The organism is Corallococcus sp. Z5C101001, assembly GCF_007352635.1.
GTDB classification, from domain to species: Bacteria; Myxococcota; Myxococcia; order Myxococcales; family Myxococcaceae; genus Corallococcus; species Corallococcus silvisoli.
The window spans coordinates 146,005-170,229 of record NZ_VKLU01000008.1 but is presented as its reverse complement, the minus strand read 5'-3'; the positions used below and the strand labels follow the sequence as shown (position 1 = coordinate 170,229).

Below are 24,225 nucleotides of genomic sequence, written 5' to 3'. Positions count from 1 at the left end.
CGGCGCCGCTCAGCTCGGGAGCGCCGCGCTCATGCCCACGTCCCCGTAGAGCAGCCAGCTGCGCGCCGCGCCCTCCTGCCAGAAGCGCCGGAGGATCTTGTCCGTCCCGCTTCCCGACGCCACCCGGTTCAGCTGCAGCGCGACGATCTGGTTCTCCACCAGCTCCGCCACCCGCGTCACCCCGGAGCGCAGGCCGTACTCCTGCACCCGGCGGATGAGGTCCGCGGCCTCCGGTGACGCGGGACGGAACGTGCGCAGGTCCGCTTCGATCTTGATGGCATGCCCCGCCACCGCATCCGTCGCCGCCCGCAGGTCCACCACGAACCGCTCCATCTCCTCCAACCGGATGTAGCCCTCCAACGCGAAGCTCACGATGGACGCTGCTCGGTCCACGTCGATTCGATACATCGGGCCCCCCCTTGGTGAGGCTGCGGCAATCCGTTTTCGCGCATCCGGCTCGCACGTGCCAACGGCCCACGGAACGAGCCCCCTGTTCAGGACTCCACGCCCAGCCGCGCCAGAAGGACCGCCAGGCCCCGCGCCGCCGCGGCCTGACGCACCTGCCGCCGGTCTCCCTTGAACTGGTGGCGCTCCACCACCGGCGCCCTCCCCCGCCGCTGTACCGCGATGAACACCAGCCCCACCGGCTTGGCCTCCGTGCCGCCTCCGGGCCCCGCGATGCCCGTCTCCGCCACCGCCCAGTCCGCCCACGAGCGCTCCAGCGCCCCCGCCGCCATCGCCCCCGCCACCTCCGCGCTCACCGACCCGTGCGCCTGGAGCAGCGCCAGCGGCACCCCCAGCTGCTCGCCCTTCGACTCGTTCGAGTACGGCACGAACGCGCGCTCCACCACCGCCGACGCCCCCGGCACCTCCGTCAGCGCCGCCGTCATCAGCCCGCCCGTGCACGCCTCCGCGAACACCAGCCGCACCTCCCGCTCCCGGCAGCGCGTGATGACCCGCGGCGCCAGCTCCTCCAGTTCGCTCATGGCCACTCCCGGGGCACCGCCCCCAGCACCGCCACCAGCACGTCGCCCTGGAAGGTGATGCCCACCGTGCCCGCCTCCGCGCGCAGCCCCACCGCCGGGTGGATGCCTTCGGGACGCACCGCCCCCATCCCGCCTCGCGGCATGAAGCCCGCGCGCAAGAGCCGCTCCCACCAGGCCGTGGAGAGCTCGTGGCGCTCGCAGCGCTCCGACTCGTTCACCGTGCCCACGATGTCATCCACCTCCCGGCCGAAGAACCGCTTGATGGCGCGCCGCTCCGCGCTCGGCACCTCCAGCGTATCCAGCAACCGGAACACGCGGGAGAAGTGATGCCACGCGTTGACCAGCCGCTCACGCGCCGGGGCGCGGTGATGGTCCACGTGCGGCTCGCACAACACCACCCCCACGGGCGCCAGTGACGCCAGCGACGCCAGCACCGCGTCGCGCGCCTCGCCCGCCCAGGGCTCCCGCTCCGCCACGTGGTGCAGCGCGAACGCCGCGTTCACCACCAGCGGCCGGCGCACCCCGCGCAGCGCCGCCCACATCGCCGGGTCCAGGTCCTCCACCAGCGACTCCACCGCCACGAACTCCAGCGACAACCCCACCTCCTCCGCCACCGCCAGCACCGCGCCGCGCGCCTCCCTCAGGCTGCTCCCGCTGGGCTCCACGCCCACCACCGTCAGGTGTCTCGGCAGCGCCCCCGCCTTCGCCAGCGCGCGCAGCAGGCCGCACTCCTGGCGCCCCTGGCCGATGCCCACATCCAGCAGCGTCGCCTCCGCGTGACCCCGGAGGAAGTCCGCCAGCAGCGTGTTCGCCACCGCGTCCGCCGCGGACGCCAGCGGCAGGTGCTTCATCAACCGCCGGAACAACTCAATCTGCGGCGCGCCTCCATCCACCTCCGAGGCCCGGTACGGATGCAGCGCGCCCGTCGCGCCCTCCAACCTGCGCGACAGCGCCGTGGCGAAGACCGCGTAGCTTTCGTCCTCGCGCACCCGCTCCACATCCAGCAACCGGTAGAGCGTCGCCAGCGTCTCCACCGCCTCCACCGTCCGCGCTGACAACGCATGATCCATCGCCTGGAGCAGCAGTTCATCCTTCGGCGTGCGCATGCGCCCTCCCCCGTGAAGCCTGGCCATGGCTTCCATTCGACATGAAAAAGTGTAACGACCGCTCCGTTCGCGGCTCCAGGGGGAGGCACCTCGGTCCCTCCTCCGCGTGAGCGTGTGCACAGCGCTGCCGCACTCGCGGACGGACTGGTGAAACATGCGAGGAATGCTGAAGACGGCCAGGCGCTGGCGTCAGCGGGCCCCTGGTCCCAGGCACCTCGTTCGAAAAAACACTGCGTGAAGCGCCCTCACGGGCCGTATGGAGTCGTCGGACCGTCTTCGACCCTGGGCCGGGGGACCTTTCCGAGACGGCACGAGCCGAAGCCATGAATCCGCACAGCGGCGCCATCTCCCCGGGAGCCCCCGGTGACAGCTTCGTGGGGGGCAGGTGTTGAAGCAGACACCCATGTCATTCTCCCGTGCCGGTCTCGTGCTGCCGGCCCTCGTGTTGCTGCTCGGGACCTCCGCGCTCGCACAGGGCGTGCCCTCCGCCACCAGCGAACCCCGCCAGTGGGAGGCGGACGTCCACGTCACCGACGCGGGGACGACCCTCTCCGCCGAGGACGCCGCCCGCCTGGGCCTCTCCCCGGACGCGGGCGACGCGACGCTCGTGCCCCCCACCCTCACCGCCGACGCACCCGCCGCGTGGCCGGAGGGGCTGGAGGGCACGCCGGGCGAGGTGGCGCTGGAGCTGCTGGTGGACGTGGAGGGCCGCGTGGCGGAGCTCCAGGTGGTGCGCGCCGCCGCCGAGCCGCGCCTCACGGATGCGGCGCTCGCCGCCGCCCCGGGCCTTCGCTTCACCCCGGCCACGCTGGGCGGTGTCCCGGTGGCGGTGCGCCTGCCCTTCGTCTACCGCTTCACGCCGCCGGTGCAGGTCCCCGCCTCCACGACGCGCCTCTCCGGCGAGGTGCGCGCCCGCGGCACGCGCAGGCCCCTGCCCGACGCGGCCCTCTTCCTGGACGGCGCGCAGGAGCCCGCGGCCACCACGGATGCGCGAGGCCTCTTCGCGGTGGACGTGACGCCGGGCGCGCACGCGCTGGAGGTCCGCGCGCCGGGCCACGCGACGACGGTGTTCCAAGAGACGCTGGCGCGAGGCCAGACCCTCCAGGTCGTCTACCGGCTCCAGCCGCGCGAGGTGAACCCCTACGAGACGGTGGTGCGCGACGAGCGCCCGCGCACCGAGGTCACCCGCATCAGCCTGCACGAGCAGGAGATCCGCGAGGTGCCCGGCACGCTGGGCGACCCCTTCCGCGTGGTGATGTTGATGCCGGGCGTGGGCAGCCTCGCGTCGGGCATCAGCTACCCGGTGGTGCGCGGCAGCCAGCCCGCCGCCACCGGCTTCTTCCTGGACGGCGTGCGCATCCCGATGCTGTACCACCTGCTGCTCGGGCCCGCGGTGGTGCACCCGGACTTCATCGACACCGTGGACTTCTACCCGGGCGCGCCGCCGGTGCAGTACGGCCGCGTGCTGGGCGGCGCGGTGGAGGGCCGCCTCAGCCGTCCGCGCGAGGACCGGCTGCACTTCACCGCGTACGCGGACCTGCTCAACGCGGGCGGCTTCATCGAGCAGCCCTTCGCCTCCACCGGCACCAGCGTCAGCCTGGCCGGCCGCTTCAGCTACTCCGCGCTGCTCATCGCGCTGGCGGCGAACGCGCTCCAGCGCCCGGACGCGGAGCGGCTGCGCGCGGGCTTCTGGGACTACCAGGCGCGCATCGAACAGAAGGTGGGCCAGGGCCGGCTGCGCCTGTTCGCGCTGGGCAGCTCCGACGACGTGGGCATCTCTCCCCCCGAGACGTTGGGCGCGGATGGCGGCGGCGTCACCTCGCGCTTCCACCGCGTCGACCTGCGCGGCACGCACCCGGTGGCCCAGGGCGAGGGCGAGGTCGGGGTGACGCTGGGCTGGGACGGGCTGGGCCTCACCGGCGAGCAGACCCAGCGCGTGGGCAACGCCCTGGTCCGCCGGGAGGTGGGCGAATACGGCCTGACCCAGGTGAGCGTCGCGGCGCGGACCGGGTGGCGCCGCGCGCTGGATGCCACGCTGGAGGTGGCCGTGGGCGCGGACGTGGAGCACCGCCGCTCCGCCACCACCCTCACCGGCACCGCGCGGCCGCCGGGCTGGCGTCCCGGAGATGACGACGCGGATCCGCTCAAGAAGCCCAGCGCGCTCGCCACCTTCTCCGGCGCGTACGCGTCCGTCACCTGGAAGCCCTCCGACCGGTGGGTGGTGACGCCGGGCCTGCGCGTGGACGCGTACCACCTGGTGCCGGGCATGACGTTCACCGCGGTGGAGCCGCGCCTCGCCGTGCGCCACACGCTGACGGACACGCTCACGCTCAAGGGTGGCGCGGGCCTGTACCACCAGCCGCCCACCGTGCTGGTGCACGTGCCCGCCGTGGACACCGCGAGCCTGCGGTACGGCCTCCAGTCCGGCGCGCAGCTCGACGTGGGCGCGGAGTGGAGGGCCTTCGAGGGCCTGGAGCTGAGCGCGGACGCGTACTTCAACCCGCTGTCCCGCGCGGTGGAGTTCGACCTGGCGGACGTGGCGGAGAACCGCCGGCGCCGGGGCAGCCTGGGCTCGGATCCCGCCACCACCGGCTACGCCTACGGCTTCGACCTGATGGCCCGCCACCCGCTGGGGCGCCACTGGTTCGGCTGGGTGTCCTACAGCTTCCTGCAGAGCAAGCGGAAGGCGCGCTTCGCCCGCGTCGGTGACGACAACCAGGTGCAGGGCATGGTGGACGGCACGCTGCCCTTCGCCTTCGAACAGGCCCACACGTTCAACGCCGCGCTCAGCTACAAGTTCGGCAACAACTGGACCGTGGGCACGGTGGTGCACTTCAACACCGGCCGGCCGGAGACGGGGCAGATCACCTCGCAGACGCAGCGCTGGGTGACGAACGACGACGGCTCGCACGAATGGGTGCGGCAGGACTTGGACCGCACGGGCCGGCTGGCGCCGTTCTTCCGCGTGGACGCGCGCATCGCGAAGTCATGGGCCTACCAGGACTTCACGCTGGACGCGTCGCTCGACGTGCTCAACCTGTCCGCGCAGCAGGAGGTCATCGCCTACGACTACCTGACGAAGGGCGGCGGGTCCGACGATGGCCTGGGTGAAACACCGGTGAAGGACCCCATCCGCATCCCCGTCATCCTCCCGCTGCTCGGGCTCAAGGCGACCTACTGACATGCGCCGCTCACTCGTCACCTCCCTGGGGCTCCTGGCCTTCGTCACCGCCGGCTGCGAGCGCTATCCCGAAGACCCCGTCTTCGCCTATGGCCGCGCGCTCCAGCGGGACGGCGCGCCGCGCGCCGGAGCGACGCTGACGCTCGAACGCCAGGGCGGAGACGGCTTCGCCCCCCTGAGCACCACCACCACCGAGTCCACCGGCGACTACGCGCTCGAGATGCTCTACGGCGACGCCGTGGGCACGGCGCGCGACTCCTGGCAATACAGCCGGCTGCGGCTGGCGCTGCCGCTGGAGCCGGATGGAAGCGGCGCCTCGCTCGCGTTCTTCATGGACGACGACGTGGAGCTGCCCACGCTTCAGCCCTGGGACGCCCACCCGCGCGTGGAGGACGGCGCCCAGGGCCCCGCCGTGGCCTTCCCTCCCGCGCCCCCCGCGCTCCCGCTGCCAGAGACGGCGACGGTCTTGAAGGTGGGCGTCGGCGACAACCTCGAAGACGAGGAGCCCCTCCTGCCCACCGTCCCGGAGCCCCTGCTGTGGCTCACGTCCGGCGGCGCGCTGCTGTGGCGCGAGGCGGGCATGACATCACCGTGGTCGCCGGGCCCCTACGTGCTGGAGGACTTCACCGCGCCCCAGGTCCAGCTGCGCGCCGCCAGCGTGGGCTCCTGGCTGTTCTCCCCCCTGGGCGGAGAGAACAGCTCCGTGCAGTTCCAGTTGGAGTGGCGCACCGGCGCCGCCCCCCTGCCCGAGGGAAGCCTGCGCCCCATCAGCCGCGACGCCACGTGCGAGCCGTCCTTCCCGGACGTCTGCCCCTGGACCGATGGCCGGCTCACCCCGGTGGACTTCTTCGAGAAGGAGACCGACCCCCGGGCGTTCAGCCTCGTCATCACCCTCCCCCGCCCCGCACGGCCCCGCCACGCGGTGGTGCGGGGGCTCAAGTACCTGCAAGGCTTTGAAGGCAAGGATTGGCTCGTCCTGGAGGGGAGCCCGGACGGCGAGCACTGGCAGCGGCTGGCGCGCGTCGTCCTGCGGGACCTGGATTCGCGGGAGAAGCTCCTGCGCTCCGCGCAGTACAGCGCCTACGTCGAATCCACCGGTGGGGATTCCCCCTATGGCGACGGCCCGCTGGGCCTGGGTCCCAAGGCGCCTGTCTTCAAGGACGTGACGCTCGACGATGCGGGCCCCACGCGCTTCGTCCGGCTCTCCGTGGAAACCCTTACCTACGATGGCAGCACCCAACCCGCTGAGTTCTATACACTCTCCGAGGTGTCCATTTTTGAATAGTCTTTGCAGGGTCCCAGCCAAACCCTGGAGATTGCTTGGGTTGAGCGGAGCCCGGGCCACCCTCCCAATCAAATAAATCAAGAAATAAAGGCTACACCGTTCTTCTCGTGCAGCACCGCACCACGTGTGCCCGAGGAGGGCCCATGATTGCGCTGACCTGGACGTATGGGCAGCTCCTCAAGGGACTGACGGAGCGGGTGCGCCGGGTGCTGCTGGTGCAGGTGCTCATCCTGGCGCCGAGCCTGGGGGTGTTGGAACACAACCCCCTGGGGTCTACGCACCAGGGGTTCTCGCTCGTCCGCCTGGGACTGTGGGGCTGCGGGGTGGGCGTGTTGTGGGCGCTGCACCGGTATGCCTTCGGGCCCTCGCGGGTGGCCTCTTGGCAACGGGTGGCGTGGGTCACTGCGCTGTGCTGGCTGGGACAGTGGCTGGGGAGCTTCGTCACGGCGGAGGTCTTGCCCTCCGCGCTCCAGCAGTGGCCGGGGATGCGCTGGGTGCACGTGGGCTTCACCGTGCTGTTCTTCTGGTCGGCCACGGCGCTGCTCTACCGGCTGGCCGCGCCCGTCCCGGAGCTGGAGGGTGCTTGCACGGGGGCGGAGGCGTCCGAGCCCGCGGACGCGAAGAAGGACTTCACGCGCGAGGAGCGTCCAGCGGGAGCCTGAGGCGTGCGCGGCAGCCCCTGCCGTCGGTGCGGTTCTCCAGTCGCAGGCTGCCTCCGTGGGCTTCGGCGATCTGCCGGCTGAGCGCGAGGCCGATGCCATTGCCTTGAGGCTTGGTGGTGAAGAAGGGCACGAAGAGGTTCGCGGTGTCCGCGAGGCCCGGGCCTTCATCCTCCACCCAGACCTCCACGGCGCCGGGGACGTGCACCGCCCAGGAGACCCAGACACCGCCCGTGCCTCCGTCATTCGACAGGACGGCATCCACCGCGTTGCGGACCAGGTTGATGAGCAGTTGCTCCAGCTGGTCTCCGTCGCCGGACAGGGTGAGGCCGGGGCCGGGACGCACGGCGACGGAGCGGCGCGGCTCCAGCGCCACCACGCGCCGGACCCAGGGCTCCACCTCCACCGGGCCGAGCATGGGCGGAGGCAGGCGGGCCAGCCTCGCGTGCGCGGACATGAAGCGCGCCAGGGCCTCGGCGCGGCGGGCGATGATGCCCAGCCCGTGCCGGGTGTCCTCCTCCCAGTCCGAGGGACGCGGCACCTGCGCCACGGTGTCGCGGAGGGCATCCGCGATGGACTGGATGGGGGTGAGGGAGTTGTTGATTTCGTGGCTGAGGACGCGCACGAGCCGGCGCCAGGCTTCGCGCTCCTCCTCGCGCAAGGCCAGACGCAGGTCGGTGAGCACGACCAGCTGGTGGGGTTGTCCGCCCTCGCGGAAGGTTCCGCGCCACAGCTCATAGGGGCCGCCGTCCTGCTGCGCGAAGACGCGCGTGAGGCGGCGGGGCGCGGGCCCTTCGAGCAGGTCGCTCCACCCGAGCGCTCGCGCGGGCTGGCCCAGGAGCTGCGCGCGAGGGAGGCCGACGAGGCGGGCGCCGGCGCGGTTCACCAGCTTCAGGGTGCCGGAGGCGTCGAAGGCCAGCACGGCGACGTCGATGGCTTCCATCACCTGGCCCAGCAGGGCGCCTGCCTCCAGCGCGCCCAGGCGTTGTTCGCGCAGGGTGTCGCCCAGGGCGTTGACCTCCAGGAGGACCTCGCCCAGCGCGTCGCCCGCGCGCTCGCCCTTGCCGCGCACGGAGTAGTCACCTTCGCGCAGCGCGGCCAGCAGGCCCGCGACGGTGTGCAGCGGTCGCACCACGCGCTCGCGAATCGCCAGACAGGCGCCCGCGTGCACGCCCAGCACGAGCACGGACAGGGTCCAGCGCACCTTCGCGGTGAAGTCCCCCGTCCACAGCACCGAGAGCGCGACGATGACCGCGGGCAGTCCCGCGAGGATCGCGAGACCCGTGACCCGTAGGTCATGAGGGACGTGGAGCCTCCACGTCATTGGGCGGTCCGTGCCATCGGGGGCGGGCGGTGTTCCGGCTCCGCGCGCCCCCGCGGACTCCTTGACGCCTGGGCCTTGCAGCGCTGATGGCCGGGGATCCACCGCAACCTCCGTGAGGCCTGGAGCTTGCGGCGCGGGCGGGTGGGGATCCACATCGGGCGCTGTGATGCCTGGGGCTTGCGGCGCTGATGGCCGGGGATCCACCTCGGTCTCCGTGACGCCAGGGCCTTGCGGCGCTGATGGCCGGGAATCCACCTCGGTCTCCGTGACGCCAGGGCCTTGCGGCGCTGATGGCCGGGGATCCACCTCGGTCTCCGTGACGCCTGGGCCCTGCGGCGTTGGTGACCCGCGCTTCACCGCGCGCCCTTGATTCCGTAGTACTGGAGGCGCCGGTAGAGCGCGCTGCGCGACAACCCCAGCGCCTTCGCCGCCTCGCTCACGTTGCCGTCATGCCGGCCCAGCGACCGCTCGATGAGGTAGCGCTCCACCTCCTCCAGCGTCATCTCCTCCAGACGCACGGCCCCCACCCCCGCGGGCCCCGAGCGCTTGAGCAGCAGGTCCTCCACCTCCACCCGGTCCCCCGCCGCCATCAGCAGCGCGCGCTCCACCGCGTGCTCCAGCTCGCGCACGTTGCCCGGCCACGCATACGCGAGCAGCGCCTCCAGCGCGTCCGGCGCCAGCTGGATGCCGGAGCGGCCATAGCGCTGCCCCTGCGCCGCCAGGAAGTGCGCGGCCAGCAGCGGGATGTCCTCGCGCCGCGCCCTCAGCGGCGGCAGCTGCACCTCCACCGTGTTGAGCCGGTAGAGCAGGTCCTCGCGGAACCGCCCCTCCATCACCGCCCGGCCCAGGTCCACGTTGGTGGCGCTCACCACGCGCACGTCCACGCGCCGCGTGCGCGACGACCCCACCGGGTGCAGCTCCCCCGTCTGGAGGACCCGCAGCAGCTTCGCCTGCTGCGTGAGCGGCATGTTGCCAATCTCATCCAGGAAGAGCGTGCCTCCGTCCGCCAGCTCGAAGCAGCCGATGCGGTCCGCCTTCGCGTCCGTGAAGGCCCCCTTCACATGGCCGAAGAGCTCGCTCTCGAAGACCCCCTCGGACAGGCCCCCGGAGTTCACCGCGACGAAGGCCCGGTCCGCGCGGGGACTCGCCGCGTGGAGCATCCGCGCCACCACCTCCTTGCCCGTACCGTGCTCCCCGGTGACGAGCACCGGCGCGGCCGACGGCGCCACCCGTTCGATGAGCCTGCGCACCGGCTGCATCGCCCGCGACTCGCCCACCAGCGGAGAGCGCACGCCCTGCTCGCGTCGCAGGTGTTGGTTCTCCTCCTCCAACCGCCGGGTGCGCCGCAACGAACGGGACAGCTCCAGTTGCGTGCGCAGCGTCGCCAGCAGGCGCGTGTTGTCCCACGGCTTCTGCACGTAGTCGCGCGCCCCGGCGCGCATCGCCTCCACCGCGCCCTCCACGCTGCCCCACGCCGTCATCACCACCACGGGCAACAGCGCGTCCCGCGTCCGCAGCTCCCCCAGCAGGTCCAGGCCCTCGCGCCCGGACGTGGTGTCGCGCGCGTAGTTGAGGTCCATCAACACCAGCTCCACGTCCTCGGCGTCCAGCGTGGCCTTCACGCCCGCGGGGGACTGGGCGCTCACCACGGTGTAGCCGTCGCGCTTGAGGAGCAGCCGCAGCGCCTCAAGCACGTCCGGCTGGTCGTCGGCCACGAGGATGCGGGCGGGGCGGGGCGGGGCGGTAACGGGATCGAACACGGGGGACACCACGGTGGAGGAATGTGCCAGAAAGCGAGTCAGTCGGCCCGGAGCGCGATGATGGGGTCCACGCGCGTCGCCCGGCGGGCAGGCAGCCAGGACGCCCCCAGCGCCACCCCCGTCAGGAGCAGCGCCACGCCGCCGAAGGTCCACGGGTCGTCCGCCGACACGCCGTACAACAGCGACCCCAGCAGCCGCGACAGGCCGAGCGACAGGACGAGCCCCACCGCCACGCCCGTGAGCGACAGCCGCAACCCCTGCCCCAACACCAGCCGGAGCACGTCCCCTCGCGCCGCGCCCAGCGCCATGCGGATGCCCAGCTCCCGCGTGCGCTGCGCCACCGAGAAGGCGATGACGCCCGACAACCCCAGCGCCGCGAGCAGCAGCGCGCCGGCCGCGAACAACCCCATCAACAGCGCCGACAGCCGCCGGGGCCCCGTGGCTTCATCCATCCGATGCGTGAGGGGCCGCACGTCGAACAGCGGCAGGTCCCCGTCCACCGCGCGCACCTCCGCCTCCACCTGCGCGCGCAGCGACTCCGGGTCCCCCGACTTCGCGCGCACCGCCAGCCCCAGGTACCCGGAGGGAAGCTGCGACAGGGCGTAGTACGCGGCCGGGCGCACCGGGGCGTCCAGACCCCACTCGCGCAGGTCCTCCACCACGCCCACCACCGTGGCCCACTGCATGTCCTGGCCGTGCAGCTTCATCCGGTGTCCCACCGCGTCGCCGTTCGGCCAGAAGATGTTCGCGCAGGTCCGGTTGATGACCACCGCCCAGGGCGCGTCCGGTCCGTCCGCGTCCTCCAGCAGCCGGCCCTGCCTCAGCGGGACGCGCAACGCCCGCAGGTAGCCCTGCGTGACGGCGCGGAACTCCACCGCCTTCCACAGCTCGCCGGGCTGCCGCGCGCGGCCCTCGATGTCGAAGCTGTTGTCCATGGCGCCCCCCAGCGGGAGCACGTTCGTGAGCCCCGCGGACTCCACGCCGGGCAGCCCCTGGAGCCTCGACAGCAGGGCTCGCAGGAAGGCGGACTGCCGCGCCCGGTCCGGGTACGTCACCGTGGGCAGCGCGAGCTGTCCGGTGAGCACCCCCTCGGAGCGGAAACCGGCCTCCACGCCCTGGAGCGCGAGGAAGCTCTTCACGAACAGGCCCGCGCCCACCAACAGCACCAGCGCGAGCGACACCTGGGCCACCACCAGCGCCGCGCGCAGCCGGCCCGTGCGGTGTCCTCCCGTGGACCGGGACCCTTCGCGCATCGCCACGTGCAGGTCCGCGCGGCTCGCCTGGAGCGCGGGCACCAGCCCGAAGAGCACGCCCGTGAAGAGCGACACCGCCAGCGTGAAGAGCACGGAGGGAACATCCAGCCGCACCCCGTGGGCGCGCGGCAGGCCCTCGCCCACCATCGCGACCAGGGCGTCCGTGCCCCACAGCGCCAGGAGCAACCCCAGCGCCCCCGCCACCAGCGACAACACCACGCTCTCCGTGAGGAACTGCGCCACCAGCCGCCCCCGCCCCGCGCCCAGCGCCGCGCGGATGGACACCTCGCGGCTCCGGGCCACCGCCCGCGCCAGCAGCAGGTTGGCCACGCTGGAGCACGCCACCAGCAGCACGAAGCCCACCGCGCCCCAGAGCAGCCACAGCGTCTCCCGCACCCCGCCCACCACCTGCTCCTCCAGCGTCTTCACGCTGATGGACCAGCCCGCCTCCCGATACTGGGACACCACGTCGGGTTCGCGCTCGTTGCCCAGGCGCACCAGGTCCGCCCGCGCCGCGTCCACCGTCACCCCGGGCTTGAGCCGCGCCAGCACGGACAGGAAGCGGTTGCCGCGCCGGGACGCCTCCTGCTGCGCTGGCGTGGGCGCGAAGGGCAGCACCAGCTCCGTGCCCTCCGGATACGCCACGCCCGGAGGCAGCACGCCCACCACCGTGCGCGACTCCCCGTCGAGCCGCAGCGTTCGCCCCAGCACCTCCGGATCCTTCGCGAAGTGCGTGCGCCAGGCGGCGTCCGTGAGGAGGACCACCTTGTCCCGCCCCGGCGTCTCCTCCTCCGCGGTGAAGTCGCGGCCGAGCACTGGCGCGACGCCCAGCGTGGTCAGGAACGAGGCCGTGGCGATGACGACGCGAAAGCGCCGGGGCGACTCCGTGCCGGTGAGCGTCACGTCGTCGGGCCGGAAGGCCGCCAGCGACGCGAAGGCCCGCGCGTGCGTGACGTATTCCCGGTACTCCTGCAACGAGGTGGACACCTCCTTGAGGCCAAAGGCGTCGAAGTTGTTCGACAGGTGCACCAGCTGCTCTGGCCGCGCGAAGGGCGGCGGCGTCAGGAGCACGCCCTTCACCACGCTGAACACCGCGCTGTTCGCGCCAATGCCCAACGCCAGCGTCAGCACCGCCACCCCCACGAAGCCGGGGGCGTTGCGCAGGGAGCGCCACGCGTAGCGCAGGTCGTTGAGCAGGCGTTCCATGGCGCTCCCGGGCCCTAGCGAAGCTGCTCGTCCTGCACGACGCGGCCGTCGAAGAGGCTCACCGTGCGCGTGGCGATGCGCGCGTGCGCCGGGTCGTGCGTCACCATGCACAGCGTGGAGCCCGCCTTGTGCAGGTCCGACAAGAGCTGCATCACCGCCTCGCCGTTCTTCGAGTCCAGGTTGCCCGTGGGCTCGTCCGCCAGGAGGATGAGCGGATCCCCCGCCACGGCGCGCGCCACCGCGACGCGCTGCTGCTGACCGCCGGAGAGCTGCCCCGGCAGGTGCCGCGCCCGGTGCGCCATGCCCACGCGCTCCAGGGCCCGCTCCACGCGCTGCTTGCGGTCCGCCGCGGGCAGGCCGCGGTAGGTGAGCGGCAGCTCCACGTTCTCGAAGACGGTGAGGTCGCCGATGAGGTTGAAGCTCTGGAAGATGAAGCCGATGTGCTGGTTGCGCACCTTCGCCCGGTCCGTGGGCGACAGCTCCAGCACGCTGCGTCCGTCCAGCAGGTAGCTGCCGCGCGTGGCCGTGTCCAGGAGCCCCAGCACCGCGAGCAGCGTGGACTTGCCGGAGCCGGACGGGCCCACGATGGCCACCCATTCGTTCTGGCGGATGGTGAGGTGGATGTTGGACAGCGCGTGCGTCTCCACCTCCTCCGTCTCGAACACCTTCGTGAGCCCGTCGAGCTGGAGCAGGGCCTTCCCCGGCACCGCTCCGGGCGCCACCACCTTCGCCTCGAGGTCGTTCGTCATCGTCGTCATCATCGCAGCCTCACGCGTTCCACCGCGTCCCACGCGGTCATGTCCGACAGCACCACCTGATCACCCTCCACCAACCCCTGCACCACCTCCACCGCGTTCACCGAGCCCCGGCCCAGCTTCACCGGGATGCGCACCGCCTCGTCGCCTCCAGGCACGAGCCGGAAGAGCGCCAGCGAGCTGTCCGCCTGGGCCCCCGCCGGGCGGCCCACCGACAGCACGTCATCCAGCCGCTCCAGCTCCACCGTGCCCTCCACGGTGAGGTCCGGCCGGGCCCCCTTGGGCAGCGTGGCCGGCAGCGACACCTCCACGCGCACCGTGCCCTGGCTGGCCGCGGGCGCCACGCGGGCCACGGTGCCTTCGACGACGCCGTTGCGCGTGTCCACCTGCACCTTCAGGCCCGGCAGGATGTCGCGCGCCTGCGTCTCCGCGATGCGCAGCTCCGCCTTCAACCGTTCGGGCTTCACGACCTTGGCCAGCAGCACGCCGGGCGTGACCCACTGGCCCAGCTCCAGGGGCAGCTCCTGGAGCACGCCGTCCTCGCCCGCCAGCACCTTCATGGACTCCACCTGCTGGCGGCGGAAGCGCGCCACGGCCTTCAGGCGCTCCACCTGCTCCTGCTGGGAGGCCAGGCGCTGGCGCAGGCTCTGGGTCATGACGTCCAGGCGCTGGCGCTCCAATTCCAGACGCTGGTCGGACGCCTCCGCCTTCTCCCGCGCCTGCCGCGTCTCCAGGTCGCCGACGAAGGCCTTCTCGAACAGGGCCACGTTGGCCTGGGAGCGGCGCGTGGCGTCGGCGGCCTCGGCGGCGAGGGCGGCCACGGTGGCCTGCTGGGACAGGCGCTGCGTCTGGAGCAGCTCGCGCAGCTCCAGGAAGTCGCCTTCCGCGCTCGCCAGCTGGCGCTCGGCCTCCAGGGCCTGGAGCTGCACGTCGGGGTTGGACAGCTCCAGGAGCAGCGTGCCCGCGGTCACGGTGGCGCCGGGGCGCACGTGGATGCGCTCCACGCGGCCGGCGGTGTCGGCGGTGAGCCAGCGGATGGACTCGGGCACCAGCGAACCGGTCCCCTTCACCTGACGCACCAGCGGGCCGCGCTTCACCGTGTCCAGCCACACCGAGGCTCGCTCCACCGTGGGGGCGGCGGGGCGCAGCCGGCCGAGGCCCACCGTCACGGCCACGAGCAGGCCCAGGCCCAGGGCGGCCAGGAGATAGGGTTTGCGGCGAGGTGCACGAGCCTTGGGGATGTCCACGGGTCGCCTCCATAGCGAGCCGCGTGCCAGGGACTGGAGCGGAGACAACCGCCTGGAAACAGGGGGAACGGTTCGAGGGACGGAGCGGCGTTGACCGCTTGCGCGAAAGGCGCGTCCCAGGAACGGACACCGCGGAAAGGTGCGCTGGGGGTGAATAGGAACAGCGTCGGTCCGTCTGCCTGCTCGCTTCACTTCCCGCACAACTTCTAGGAATCCCATGCGCCCCACCACTTCGCGGGTGCGCGCCAGCATGCTGCTGGCCGCCACCCTTCTGCCCTTCTCCGCCCTGGCCGACACCGTGCACCTCCACCTCACGGAGGTCGGGAGTGAAGTGGAGGCCACCGGACTCGCGGCGGCCAAGGTGGCGGAGGGGACGCGCTATGGCCTCGAGCCCCTGAGCGACAGGGGTTCGGTGGCGATGGCTCACGCGCTGCTCCAGGAGGCGTCGAACCCGGAGGTGGCCACGGCGGCGGGCGGGGGGGCGGTGGAGGACGCGCAGGAGGCGGAGGGCCTGGGCCAGGACTCGGTGGGGCGCGACCGGGAGGACTCGCGGCCGCGCCGCCGGGGAGGCCGGACGAACCTGGACCTGGGCGTGGCGCTGGGGTTCAACAGCCCCTCGGGCATCTTCGGCGGCGAGCTGGAGTACCGGGCGGCGCCGTGGCTGGGGCTCAACCTGAGCGCCGGCGCTGGCGCGTGGGGCTGGCGCGTGGGGCCACTGGCGCGGCTGTATCCGCTGGGCGAGGTGCGCACGAGCCCCTTCCTGGAGGGAGGCGTGAGCTTCAACCTGGGCGGTGAGACGACCACGGAGATCGACGGAGGCGATGTCCGGTTCACGGACCGGCTGCTCACGCCGGTGGCGACGGTGGCCATGGGTCTGCGTCAGGCGATGGGCCCCATGTACCTGGGCCTGCGCGTGGGTTGGGGCTTCCGGCTGCGTGAGGACAACTGGACGGTGCGCGACGGCGGACCGCAGGACATCCTCACGAGGACCGCGCTGAACCTGACCCAGCACGGCGGCTTCCTGACCAGCATCACGCTGGGCATGTCGCTGTTCTAACGGCGCGCCGGGGCAGGCGCGGGGCCAGGCGGGCCCGCGTCCTGCCAGGCCTGGGGGAGGAACGGCGAGGGCCCTTCACCCAGTCCCTCTGGGGATGCAGTCCCGGGGTCACCCGGAATGGAAGGCGTGCCCGCATCCGCAGGAGCCGAGACATCGGCCTGACCATCGATGAGCCGCCGCAAGATCCTGCCGTCCCGGTGGATGGCGTAGCTGGCGCCAGAGTCCAGGGCGGGATGCGTTCGGCCACAGGCGCCGGGGTCCTCCTCGATGCGAATGAAGATGACTTCGCCCTGGCGGACGACCCGGTACCGCTGGGACTCCCAGCGGCTTCCACAGGACACGGGCTTGTCCTGGGGTGGAAGCAGGTCCCGGGTCGCGATGGAGAGCGCGCGCAGGGTGTCGCCATCCAGTTCGTACACCGTGCCTTCCGTTCCCACCGAGACAGCGGGCTGCGCGAAGAACGGGGGGAAGACAATGGATGAATCCTCGTCGACCTTCACGGGAGCGGGCGCGGCGGCTCTCACGCAGCTCACGACCCAGAACGCCGACACCAGGATGAAAGGGTTCCTCTTCACGCCTCACTCCTGGCAGGACTCAAGGGGCCGGGCACGCTATTTCGCATCGATGCGGTAGTGCTCTTCATCCTGCCAGGTGACAGTGCCCAGCAGCTCCTGGCGCCAGCTCCCCGGGTCCCTCTCCGTCCACTTCTTCAGTTCACCTGTCACCGGGATGTACTGGAAGAAGCCGTCGCACGAGGGATGCTCCAGGTCACCTGAGTTGGAAAAGAACGCGACAATCGACAGGGGAACCTTCATCCCGCCTGCTTCGACGACCCACCCGTGGACCCGGCCCATGGAGACAATCATCCGGAGGTCCCCATCCGAGAGATGCCCCTCGTAGGGATGGTTGTGCAGGGCGAAGACGTACTTGAGGCTCCCTGCGGGAAACCGTGCGTCGTCGACGGTCTCTGGCAGCAGGCAGCTCCTCCGGCGGTCCAGGTCGTCTTGCGCCGACTGGTCCGTCAGCATGCTCATCTCATACCTGCCAGCCGGCGTGTAATACAGCCAGGCGCAGTACTCCTTCGAGACGCGCCAGCGGACATCGAAATCCTGGAGGCCCTGACGGCCCGCGGTCGCGTGGGGCTTGGACAGAATCACGGGGCACGCGGCGATCAACGCGTCGGAGAAGCTGTCGAACGGGCCAAAGCCAGGCATCGGACCTGGGAGGCGGGTGAGTCTCTCGCCGGGCCTGCCCCGGACCACCCCTGGAGTGGGCTGGGGTGCGGAACAGGACATGCTCACGACCACCCCTGACACCCGCAGGACCCGCAGACACACGGACATGCGCCGAGCGTAGCCCGTCCCAGCTAGGCTCGCGCGCCATGCCGGCCTCCCTGCTCGAAGTGTTCCTGGACCACGCCCGTCACGCACCCGCGCGCCCGCTGCTCTCCTTCGAGGGCGCTTCCTACACGCGCGGGCAGCTGGCGGAGCGAGTCACCGCGTTCGCTCGCGGGCTCAAGGCCCGGGGGCTCGCGCCCGGTGAGCGCGTGGCCCTCTTCCTGGAGAACAGCGATGCGTTCGTCGTCACGTGGCTGGGCGTCCAGGCCGCGGGCTGCGTCGCCGTGCTCGTCAACACCGCGTACCGCCAGGTGGAGCTGGCCCACATCCTCTCCGACGCGGAGGTGCAGGTCTGCGTCACCGGCACCTCCGGCGCGGCCGAGCTCGCGCCCCTTCGCGACTCGCTCCCCGCCCTGCGGTGGCTCATCACCGTGGAGCCGCCGCCCCCGGACCTCCCCGCGTCCCTCCCCACCGTGGCCTTCGACACCCTGCTCGAACAGGGCGCCGCCTCCACCGTGGCCCTGCCCCTCCCTCGCGCGGAGGACCTCGCCGTCCTGGGCTACACGTCCGGCACCACCGGCCGCTCCAAGGGCGCCATGCTCCAGCACCGCCAGCTGCTCGCCAACGTGCGCGCCGTCACCGAGGCGTGGCGCTGGACCGACGCGGATCGCCTCCTCCTCACCCTGCCCCTCTTCCACACCCACGGCCTCATGGTGGGCCTGCACGGCACGCTCTTCACCGGCGCCAGCGTGGACCTGCGCCGCCGCTTCGTCGCCTCAGAAGCGCTCACCGCCCTCCACGACGACCCCTCCCTCACCCTCTTCTTCGGCGTGCCCACCATGTACGGCCGCCTGCTGGAGGAGTCCCGCCGCGCCGGCCTCACCCCGCGCGCGCTGCGCCTGTGGGTCTCCGGATCCGCTCCGCTGAGCCCCCAGCTGTGCCTGGACATCGAGGCGCGCTTCGGCGCCCGCATCCTGGAGCGCTACGGGATGACCGAGACGCTGATGAACACCACCCAGCCCTACGACGGCGAGCGCCGCCCCGGCACCGTGGGAATGCCCTTCCCCGGCCAGGAGGCCCGCGTCGTGGACGTGCGCTCCCGCCAGCCCCTGCCCCGCGGCGAGACGGGCGAAATCGAGGTGCGCGGGCCCCATGTCTTCACCGGCTACTGGCGCCGCCCCGACGCCACCACCGAAGCCTTCGACCCCGAAGGCTGGTTCCGCACCGGCGACCTGGGCGAGTACGACGCCGACGGCTTCCTGCGCATCACCGGCCGCGCCCGCGAGCTCATCATCAGCGGCGGCTTCAACATCTACCCCCGGGAAGTCGAAGAGGTCCTCACCGCCCACCCCGCCGTCGCCGAAGCGGCCGTGCTGGGCCTGCCCGACGCGGACTTCGGTGAACAGGTCGTCGCCGTCGTGGTCCCCGCGCCCGGCGCCCCCACCGACGCCCAGGCCCTGGTGGACTGGTGCCGCGAACGCCTGGCCGCCTTCAAGAAGCCCCGCCGCGTCGTCTTCACCGACGCCCTGCCCCGCAATGCCCTGGGCAAGGTCCAGAAGCATGTCCTCAAGGAGCGCTTGTCCGCTTCGTAGAACACACGCGCCGCCACCCGCTCAACAAAACCCACATCGTCCCCTGGCCGAAGTGGCGCGCGGACCTACCTTCTGGCGGCAAGAGACTTGGGAGCCCCGTGTGAAGTGTCACCCCGTCCGCATCCTGAACGACGCGCCCCCTGCCTCCTGGCAGGACGGGAAGGCGTGCGTCGTGCGCACCGCGGAGGTGGGGACGGAATGAAGCGGCTGCTCATCGTCGACGACGAGCTCGCCATCGTGGAGGCGCTCCAGGACATCCTGTCGCTGGAGGGCTACGACATCATCACCGCGTACAACGGGGACGAGGGCCTCCAGCGGCTCCTGGCCTCGAAGCCGGACCTCGTGCTGTTGGACTTGATGATGCCGGTGATGGATGGCGGCGAGCTGCTGCGCCGCATCCGCGCCCACCCGGACCTGCGCGACCTGCCCGTGGTGGTGATGAGCGCGGGCCGCCTCACCGAGGAAGAGCGCCGCGCCAGCTCGCACTTCCTCGCCAAGCCCTTCGAGCTGGACGACCTGCTCGGCACCCTCGCGAAGCAGCTGCCCCCTGACGGGCCCCGCGCCTGAGGCCCGCCCTCAGCCCGGCGTCGCGCGGAAGAGGATGTCCCGGTAGTACTGCAGCTCGCTGATGCTGGAGCGCAGGTCCGCGAGCGCGGTGTGGCCGCTGGGCGGCTTGCGCGGCTCCACCAGCGCCGGATACCAGGCGCGCACCAGGACCTTGAGGCTCGTCACATCCACCATGCGGTAATGCAGGTAGCGGTCCAGCAGGGGCATGTGGCTGATGAGGAAGCGCCGGTCCGTGTGGATGGAGTTGCCCGCGAGGATGCCCTCGCCCAGCTCGCAGTGGTCCGCGATGAAGGACGTCACGTCGCGCTCCGCCACGCGCAGGGACACGTTGGACGCGCGCACCTTCTCCAGCAGGCCGTTCTTCGTGTGCATGTCGCGCACGACGGGCTCCATGCGCTGGAGCATCGCCTCCGGCTGCCAGATGACGCGCTCGAACTCCGCGATGGGGCGCAGGTCCGGGCCGGTGATGATGACGCCCACCTCGATGATGCCGCAGGACTCGGGGTCCAGGCCGGTCATCTCCAGGTCGAGCCACACAAGGCGGGTGTCACGGGAATGCATGTCCGAAGAATCCTGGTCGCGAAGAGAGGAGAGGCCCCTATAGCAGCCCCGGGCCCCGGAGCACTCACTCCGTGGACGAATCGTCCCGCCGCGTCCGCACGTCCACCTTGGATTCGAGCGTGCGGTGCACCGGGCACAGCTCCGCGATGTGCAGCAGCCGCGCGCGCTGCTCCTCCGTCAGGGGCCCCTCCAGCCGGACGAGCCGCTCCAGCCGCTCCACCCGCCCCACCCGCGACTCGCACTCCGCGCCATCCTTCGCGTGCACCTGGTCGTGGGACAGCCGCACCCGCACCCGCGTGAGGGGCCAACCCTGACGGTCCGCGTACATCCGCACCGTCATGGACGTGCACGCCCCCAGCGCCGCCTCCAGCAGTCCGTACGGCGTGGGCCCCGAGTCCTGCCCGCCCAGCGCCAGCGGCTCGTCCGCGCGCAGCCAGTGCGGCCCCACGCGGATGTCCTGGGCCAGCCCGCCCTCGGACGCCTCGCGCACCTCCACCTGTCCCTCCGGCAGCGGCTCCTCGCGCTCGCGCACCCGCGCCACGTGCCGCGCGGCCCACGGGCCCAGCACGTCCGCCGCGAAGGCCGCGTCCTCCTTGCGCGCGAGGAAGTGGTCCGCCCCGTCCAGCATCACCAGGCTCGCGGGCCGGCGGGCGCACGTCACCAGCCGGCGCGCGTTGTCCAACCCCACGTAGCGGTCCTCCGGCGCGTGCATCACCAGCAGCGCGCCCGGGAACGCGCCCAGCGCCTTCGCCACCGCCGCCCCGTCGATGGCGGCGACGAAGCCGCGCTGGAGCCTGAGCCGGCCGGGCTCCAGGCGCAGCGAGCCCTCCCCCGCGGCGCGCTCGCGCGGGGACAGCAGGGCGAGCACGTCCTTCGCGCCCGCGGGGGAGGGCTCGCTGCGCCACGGCCGCCACGTCCGGCAGCCGGGGCAGCGCCGCCGCCACCGCCGTGCCTCCCAGGCTGTGGCCCACCAGCAGCCGGGGCGCCGGCGCGTGCGCGCCGAGCCAGGCGCACGCGGCCACCACCGTGTCCACGCTGGGCGTCGTGTCCGGGTGCCCCCGCGCGCGGGCGCTCTCGGGCACCTCCGTGAAGTCCAGCCGCAGCACCGCGAAGCCTCGCGACACCAGCGCGCGCGCCAGGCGCTCCGGCCCGGGCGAGTGGCCCAGGCACGCGAAGCACGACACCAGCACGGCGCTGGCCGCGGGAGCGCCGGGGGGCAGCTCCAGCCGCCCCTCGCCCCCGGGGAGCGCGACCTCGCGGGCCGGCATCCTAGAAGTCCACCAGCGCCTCGGCGGTCCACACCCCGTCCGGCCCCTGACGCACGGACACCTGGGTGAGCGCCGCGCCCGTCACCGCCACGTTGGCGCCGTGGCGCGCGGCCCCGGCGCGCTCCCCGAAGCCGTGGCCGAAGAGGTTCAGCCCGTCCAGGCGCACCCCGAAGCTCTGGAAGCGCAGGCGCCGTCCGGCCATCGCGCCCACCACGGCGCGCAGCCAGTCCGCCAGCAGCGTGTCGTGGTCCACCGACTGGCAGGACACCTCCAGCTCCTCGTGGATCTCCACCGAGGCGGGGTCCGTCACCAGCGCGGAGAGCGCCAGCGCCGCCATCTCGAAGGCCTGCTCCATGGAGCGGCCCACGCCCCGCACCCCGAGCAGCTCCTCGCGCGTGAAGTGCTCCCAGTGCGCCCGGGGCCTGCGGTCTTCCGCATGCACTGACTCAACGTCCATGGGTCCTCTCCTGTGTCCTGCCGTTCGTGCGCCCCGCTGCCCCGGGGGCGCGCTAGAACCACCACCCGCCGCCCACGTCGGGCGCCACGCCCAGGGCCCGCGCGGGCACGCCCTCCCGGGCGCGCGTGAGCCAGCGCCGCAGCTCGTCCTGGGTCAGCGCGGGGAAGATCTCGTAGGCCTCGGAGACCTCCCGCAGCGAGGGCGACAGCGTGAGCGCGTGCACCGCGTCCGCCCGGCTCCGGCTCAGCTCCAGCGCCCGCGGCGTCGCCACGCCCACCGCCACGATGCGCTGGCGGGCGTCCTGCGTCTTGAGCGCCAGGAGCGCCGCGGCCGCCGTGGCGCCCGTCACCATCCCGTCGTCCACCAGCAGCACCACGCGCCCGCGCACCTGGGGCGTGGGGCCGCCGCGGAGCTGCCGGGCCTGCTGCTCCACGTCCTCCGCCTCCGCGTCCACGAAGCGCTGGAGCGCGTCCGACGACAGCTGGGCCTGGCGCGCGGCCTGGGGGTCCACGTAGCGCCCGCCCCCTTCCGCCACCGCGCCCAGCGTGGCCCGCTGCCCGGGGACGCGCACCCGGCGCGCCAGCCACAGGTCCAGCGGGGCCTCCAGCGCCCGAGCCACCTCCAGCGCCACGCGCAGCCCCCCGCGCGCCAGCCCCAGCACGCACACGTCCCCGGAGCGGTAGGGCGCCAACACCCCCGCGAGCTTCTGCCCGGCCTCCGCCCTGTCCCGGAAACGCATCGCCAGCCTCCCTCCCCCGGAAGGTGGTCGTCCCCTCGGGATGTGGCGGCGAAGACGCGGACAGCGGCTCCCCTGGCGGGATGCCCGGGAGGCCAGGGCACCGTGAGCGCGTCCCGGGCTAGGGTGGGGCCCCATGACGGAACCCGCCCTCGTCGTCGGCAGTGCCAGTCCCCACCTCGGCCGCGCGCTCGCCCAGGCGTTCGGCACCGCCCCGGTGGAGGTGAAGCTGGAGCGCTTCCCGGATGGAGAACTGCACATCGAAGTGCCCCCGGAGGCCATCCGGGGCCGCCGCGTCGTCGTCCTCCAGACCTCCACGCCGCCCGTGGGGGAGCACCTGCTGGAGCTGCTGCTGCTCGCGGACGCGTGCTGGCGGGCGGGCGCGGCGTCGCTGGAGGCGGTGATTCCCTACGTGGGCTACGCGCGGCAGGACCGGCGGGCCCGCGCGGGCGAACCCCTGGGCGGCCGGCTGGTGGCCGACCTGCTGTCCCATGGCCGCTTCGAGCGCGTGTTCACCGTGGACCTGCACAACCCGGCGCTGGAGGGCTGCTTCGGCGCCCCGCTGGAGCACCTGTCCGCGCTGCCGCTGCTGGCGGAGGCCCTGCGCCCCTACGTCTCCGACACCTCCGTGGTGGTGGCGCCGGACCTGGGCGCGGTGAAGCGCGCGGAGGCGCTGGCGAAGCTGCTCGGCCGCCCGTGGGCCGTGGTGCACAAGGCGCGGCTGAGCGGCAACGACGTGGAGACGCTGGGCCTGCTGGGCCAGGTGCGCGGCATGCGCCCCATCCTGGTGGACGACATGGTGTCCACCGGCGGCACGCTGGCGGCGGCGGCGAAGGAGCTCAAGGGCGAGGGCTGCGCGGACGACTTCATCCTCGCCACCACGCACGCCCTGCTGGTGGGCCCCGCGCTGGAGCGCCTGCGCGGCGTGCCCGTCCAGCGGCTGGTCAGCACGGACAGCGTGGAGCCCCGACAGGGCCTGCCCTTTCCCCACCAGGTGGTGACGCTGGCCCCGCTGCTCTTGCGCGCACTCCGGCCCGACGCGCGTTAGGCTGTCCGGCCATGTCCGACACGCTTCTGACGCAGCTCGACGCGGGGGTCTTCTCCGTCACCTTCAACCGGCCGGAGAAGAAGAACGCCTTCACCCACGCCATGTACGAGGCCGCCACCGCGGCCCTCCTGGAGGCGGACCGCCGCGACGACATCCGGGTGGTGCTCCTGTCCGGCGCGGGCGGGGCGTTCACGGCGGGCAACGACATTGGCGACTTCCTGGAGCACCCGCCCGCGGGCGAGGACAGCGCGGTGTTCCAGTACCTGCGCACCCTGTCCGGCATGGCCAAGCCCGTGCTCGCCGCGGTGGAGGGCGCGGCGGTGGGCATCGGCACCACGATGCTGCTGCACTGTGACTACGTGGTGGCCGGGGAGAAGGCGCGCTTCAGCATGCCCTTCGTCAACCTGGGCCTGTGCGCGGAGGGCGCCAGCAGCCTGCTGTTGCCGCGCATGGCGGGCTTCGCGCTGGCGTCGGAGCTGCTGCTGTTCGGAGACCCGTTCGACGCCGCCACCGCGCTGCGCGCCGGCATCATCAACAAGGCCGTCCCGGAGGCGCAGCTGAAGGAGTTCGCCACCGAGCGCGCCCGCGCCCTGGCGCAGCGTCCGGCCGAAGCGCTGAAGGTGACCAAGCGCCTCATCCGCGGCCCCCTGCGGGAGCAGGTGGAGGCCACCCTCAAGCACGAAGGCGCCGAGTTCATCCAGCGCCTGCACTCGGACGAGGCGAAGGAAGCCTTCATGTCCTTCATGTCGCGCGGCCGGAAGTAGCCCTCCGCCCCCGTCGCCGAAGTCCCTCCACAGGGCCCGCGGGATGTCTCGCGGGCCCGGTGCCGTTTTCAGCGCC

22 protein-coding genes are annotated in these 24,225 nt (G+C 72.6%); 8 read left to right on the top strand and 14 right to left on the bottom strand.

Features of this window, described 5'->3' with window-relative positions:
- Positions 1 to 9 precede the first annotated feature (9 nt).
- The 3 genes from FOF48_RS18625 to FOF48_RS18615 all read right to left on the bottom strand — a co-directional run bounded on the left by FOF48_RS18625 (position 10) and on the right by FOF48_RS18615 (position 2,092).
- Positions 10 to 408 (bottom strand): STAS/SEC14 domain-containing protein, encoded by a 399-nt coding sequence (locus tag FOF48_RS18625; protein ID WP_143903520.1) that lies wholly within the window; start codon positions 406 to 408, stop codon positions 10 to 12.
- Positions 409 to 494: 86 nt separating this feature from the next.
- The gene (locus FOF48_RS18620) at positions 495 to 986 is read right to left on the bottom strand and encodes a CinA family protein (protein WP_143903518.1); all 492 of its coding nucleotides are present in this window, start codon (positions 984 to 986) and stop codon (positions 495 to 497) included.
- Positions 983 to 2,092, bottom strand: coding sequence for a GRAS family protein (locus FOF48_RS18615; RefSeq protein WP_143903516.1), 1,110 nt, complete (start codon positions 2,090 to 2,092; stop codon positions 983 to 985). The genes FOF48_RS18620 and FOF48_RS18615 overlap by 4 nt, the downstream gene beginning before the upstream one ends.
- Positions 2,093 to 2,495: 403 nt before the next feature.
- On the opposite strand from FOF48_RS18615, the gene FOF48_RS18610 reads away from it, so the two are divergent.
- The 3 genes from FOF48_RS18610 to FOF48_RS18600 all read left to right on the top strand — a co-directional run bounded on the left by FOF48_RS18610 (position 2,496) and on the right by FOF48_RS18600 (position 7,220).
- Positions 2,496 to 5,273: a TonB-dependent receptor domain-containing protein gene (locus tag FOF48_RS18610; protein ID WP_143903514.1), complete on the top strand. Its 2,778-nt coding sequence runs from the start codon at positions 2,496 to 2,498 to the stop codon at positions 5,271 to 5,273.
- A gap of 1 nt (position 5,274) precedes the next feature.
- Positions 5,275 to 6,558 carry a hypothetical protein gene (locus FOF48_RS18605; protein WP_143903512.1) on the top strand — a complete coding sequence of 428 codons (1,284 nt, stop codon included), beginning with the start codon at positions 5,275 to 5,277 and terminating at the stop codon, positions 6,556 to 6,558.
- Positions 6,559 to 6,701: 143 nt separating this feature from the next.
- Positions 6,702 to 7,220, top strand: a complete 519-nt coding sequence (locus FOF48_RS18600; RefSeq protein ID WP_143903510.1) for a hypothetical protein — start codon at positions 6,702 to 6,704, stop codon at positions 7,218 to 7,220.
- Here FOF48_RS18600 and FOF48_RS18595 read toward each other — a convergent pair.
- The 5 genes from FOF48_RS18595 to FOF48_RS18575 all read right to left on the bottom strand — a co-directional run bounded on the left by FOF48_RS18595 (position 7,189) and on the right by FOF48_RS18575 (position 14,762).
- Positions 7,189 to 8,541, bottom strand: a complete 1,353-nt coding sequence (locus tag FOF48_RS18595) for a PAS domain-containing sensor histidine kinase (RefSeq protein ID WP_143903508.1) — start codon at positions 8,539 to 8,541, stop codon at positions 7,189 to 7,191. The two genes, FOF48_RS18600 and FOF48_RS18595, sit on opposite strands and share 32 nt — an antisense overlap.
- 353 nt (positions 8,542 to 8,894) lie before the next feature.
- Positions 8,895 to 10,313, bottom strand: coding sequence for a sigma-54 dependent transcriptional regulator (locus FOF48_RS18590; RefSeq protein ID WP_143903506.1), 1,419 nt, complete (start codon positions 10,311 to 10,313; stop codon positions 8,895 to 8,897).
- A gap of 26 nt (positions 10,314 to 10,339) precedes the next feature.
- Complete coding sequence (locus FOF48_RS18585) at positions 10,340 to 12,760, bottom strand: ABC transporter permease (protein WP_143903504.1); 2,421 nt, start codon at positions 12,758 to 12,760, stop codon at positions 10,340 to 10,342.
- A gap of 14 nt (positions 12,761 to 12,774) precedes the next feature.
- The gene (locus FOF48_RS18580; RefSeq protein WP_186001992.1) at positions 12,775 to 13,518 is read right to left on the bottom strand and encodes an ABC transporter ATP-binding protein; all 744 of its coding nucleotides are present in this window, start codon (positions 13,516 to 13,518) and stop codon (positions 12,775 to 12,777) included.
- Positions 13,518 to 14,762 (bottom strand): efflux RND transporter periplasmic adaptor subunit, encoded by a 1,245-nt coding sequence (locus tag FOF48_RS18575; protein WP_143903500.1) that lies wholly within the window; start codon positions 14,760 to 14,762, stop codon positions 13,518 to 13,520. The genes FOF48_RS18580 and FOF48_RS18575 overlap by 1 nt, the downstream gene beginning before the upstream one ends.
- Before the next feature lie 217 nt (positions 14,763 to 14,979).
- Here FOF48_RS18575 and FOF48_RS18570 point away from each other — a divergent pair, with 217 nt between their 5' ends.
- A complete protein-coding gene (locus FOF48_RS18570) occupies positions 14,980 to 15,819 on the top strand; it encodes a hypothetical protein (RefSeq protein WP_143903498.1) in 840 nt (279 codons plus the stop codon).
- Here the strand turns inward: FOF48_RS18570 and FOF48_RS18565 are convergent.
- Both FOF48_RS18565 and FOF48_RS18560 read right to left on the bottom strand, forming a co-directional pair.
- Positions 15,816 to 16,394: a hypothetical protein gene (locus FOF48_RS18565; RefSeq protein WP_143903496.1), complete on the bottom strand. Its 579-nt coding sequence runs from the start codon at positions 16,392 to 16,394 to the stop codon at positions 15,816 to 15,818. The two genes, FOF48_RS18570 and FOF48_RS18565, sit on opposite strands and share 4 nt — an antisense overlap.
- Positions 16,395 to 16,430: 36 nt before the next feature.
- Entirely contained in the window at positions 16,431 to 17,033 is a 603-nt protein-coding gene (locus FOF48_RS18560; RefSeq protein ID WP_143903494.1) for a hypothetical protein, read from the bottom strand.
- A gap of 167 nt (positions 17,034 to 17,200) precedes the next feature.
- On the opposite strand from FOF48_RS18560, the gene FOF48_RS18555 reads away from it, so the two are divergent.
- Together FOF48_RS18555 and FOF48_RS18550 are read left to right on the top strand one after the other, a co-directional pair.
- Positions 17,201 to 18,748 carry a class I adenylate-forming enzyme family protein gene (locus FOF48_RS18555; protein WP_143903492.1) on the top strand — a complete coding sequence of 516 codons (1,548 nt, stop codon included), beginning with the start codon at positions 17,201 to 17,203 and terminating at the stop codon, positions 18,746 to 18,748.
- A gap of 198 nt (positions 18,749 to 18,946) precedes the next feature.
- Positions 18,947 to 19,315 carry a response regulator gene (locus tag FOF48_RS18550; protein ID WP_143903490.1) on the top strand — a complete coding sequence of 123 codons (369 nt, stop codon included), beginning with the start codon at positions 18,947 to 18,949 and terminating at the stop codon, positions 19,313 to 19,315.
- 9 nt (positions 19,316 to 19,324) lie between these two features.
- Here FOF48_RS18550 and orn read toward each other — a convergent pair whose 3' ends face one another.
- The 4 genes from orn to FOF48_RS18530 all read right to left on the bottom strand — a co-directional run bounded on the left by orn (position 19,325) and on the right by FOF48_RS18530 (position 22,340).
- Positions 19,325 to 19,876 carry an oligoribonuclease gene (orn, locus tag FOF48_RS18545; RefSeq protein ID WP_143903488.1) on the bottom strand — a complete coding sequence of 184 codons (552 nt, stop codon included), beginning with the start codon at positions 19,874 to 19,876 and terminating at the stop codon, positions 19,325 to 19,327.
- A 64-nt stretch (positions 19,877 to 19,940) separates the two neighbouring features.
- Positions 19,941 to 20,744 (bottom strand): OsmC family protein, encoded by an 804-nt coding sequence (locus FOF48_RS18540; RefSeq protein WP_255442350.1) that lies wholly within the window; start codon positions 20,742 to 20,744, stop codon positions 19,941 to 19,943.
- A gap of 401 nt (positions 20,745 to 21,145) precedes the next feature.
- Positions 21,146 to 21,601 carry an archease gene (locus tag FOF48_RS18535; RefSeq protein ID WP_143903486.1) on the bottom strand — a complete coding sequence of 152 codons (456 nt, stop codon included), beginning with the start codon at positions 21,599 to 21,601 and terminating at the stop codon, positions 21,146 to 21,148.
- 52 nt (positions 21,602 to 21,653) lie between these two features.
- Entirely contained in the window at positions 21,654 to 22,340 is a 687-nt protein-coding gene (locus FOF48_RS18530) for a phosphoribosyltransferase (protein WP_143903484.1), read from the bottom strand.
- Between the two features lie 133 nt (positions 22,341 to 22,473).
- On the opposite strand from FOF48_RS18530, the gene FOF48_RS18525 reads away from it, so the two are divergent.
- Positions 22,474 to 23,385, top strand: a complete 912-nt coding sequence (locus FOF48_RS18525) for a ribose-phosphate pyrophosphokinase (protein ID WP_143903482.1) — start codon at positions 22,474 to 22,476, stop codon at positions 23,383 to 23,385.
- Positions 23,386 to 23,396: 11 nt separating this feature from the next.
- The gene (locus FOF48_RS18520; RefSeq protein WP_143903480.1) at positions 23,397 to 24,149 is read left to right on the top strand and encodes an enoyl-CoA hydratase; all 753 of its coding nucleotides are present in this window, start codon (positions 23,397 to 23,399) and stop codon (positions 24,147 to 24,149) included.
- Positions 24,150 to 24,225 lie beyond the last annotated feature (76 nt).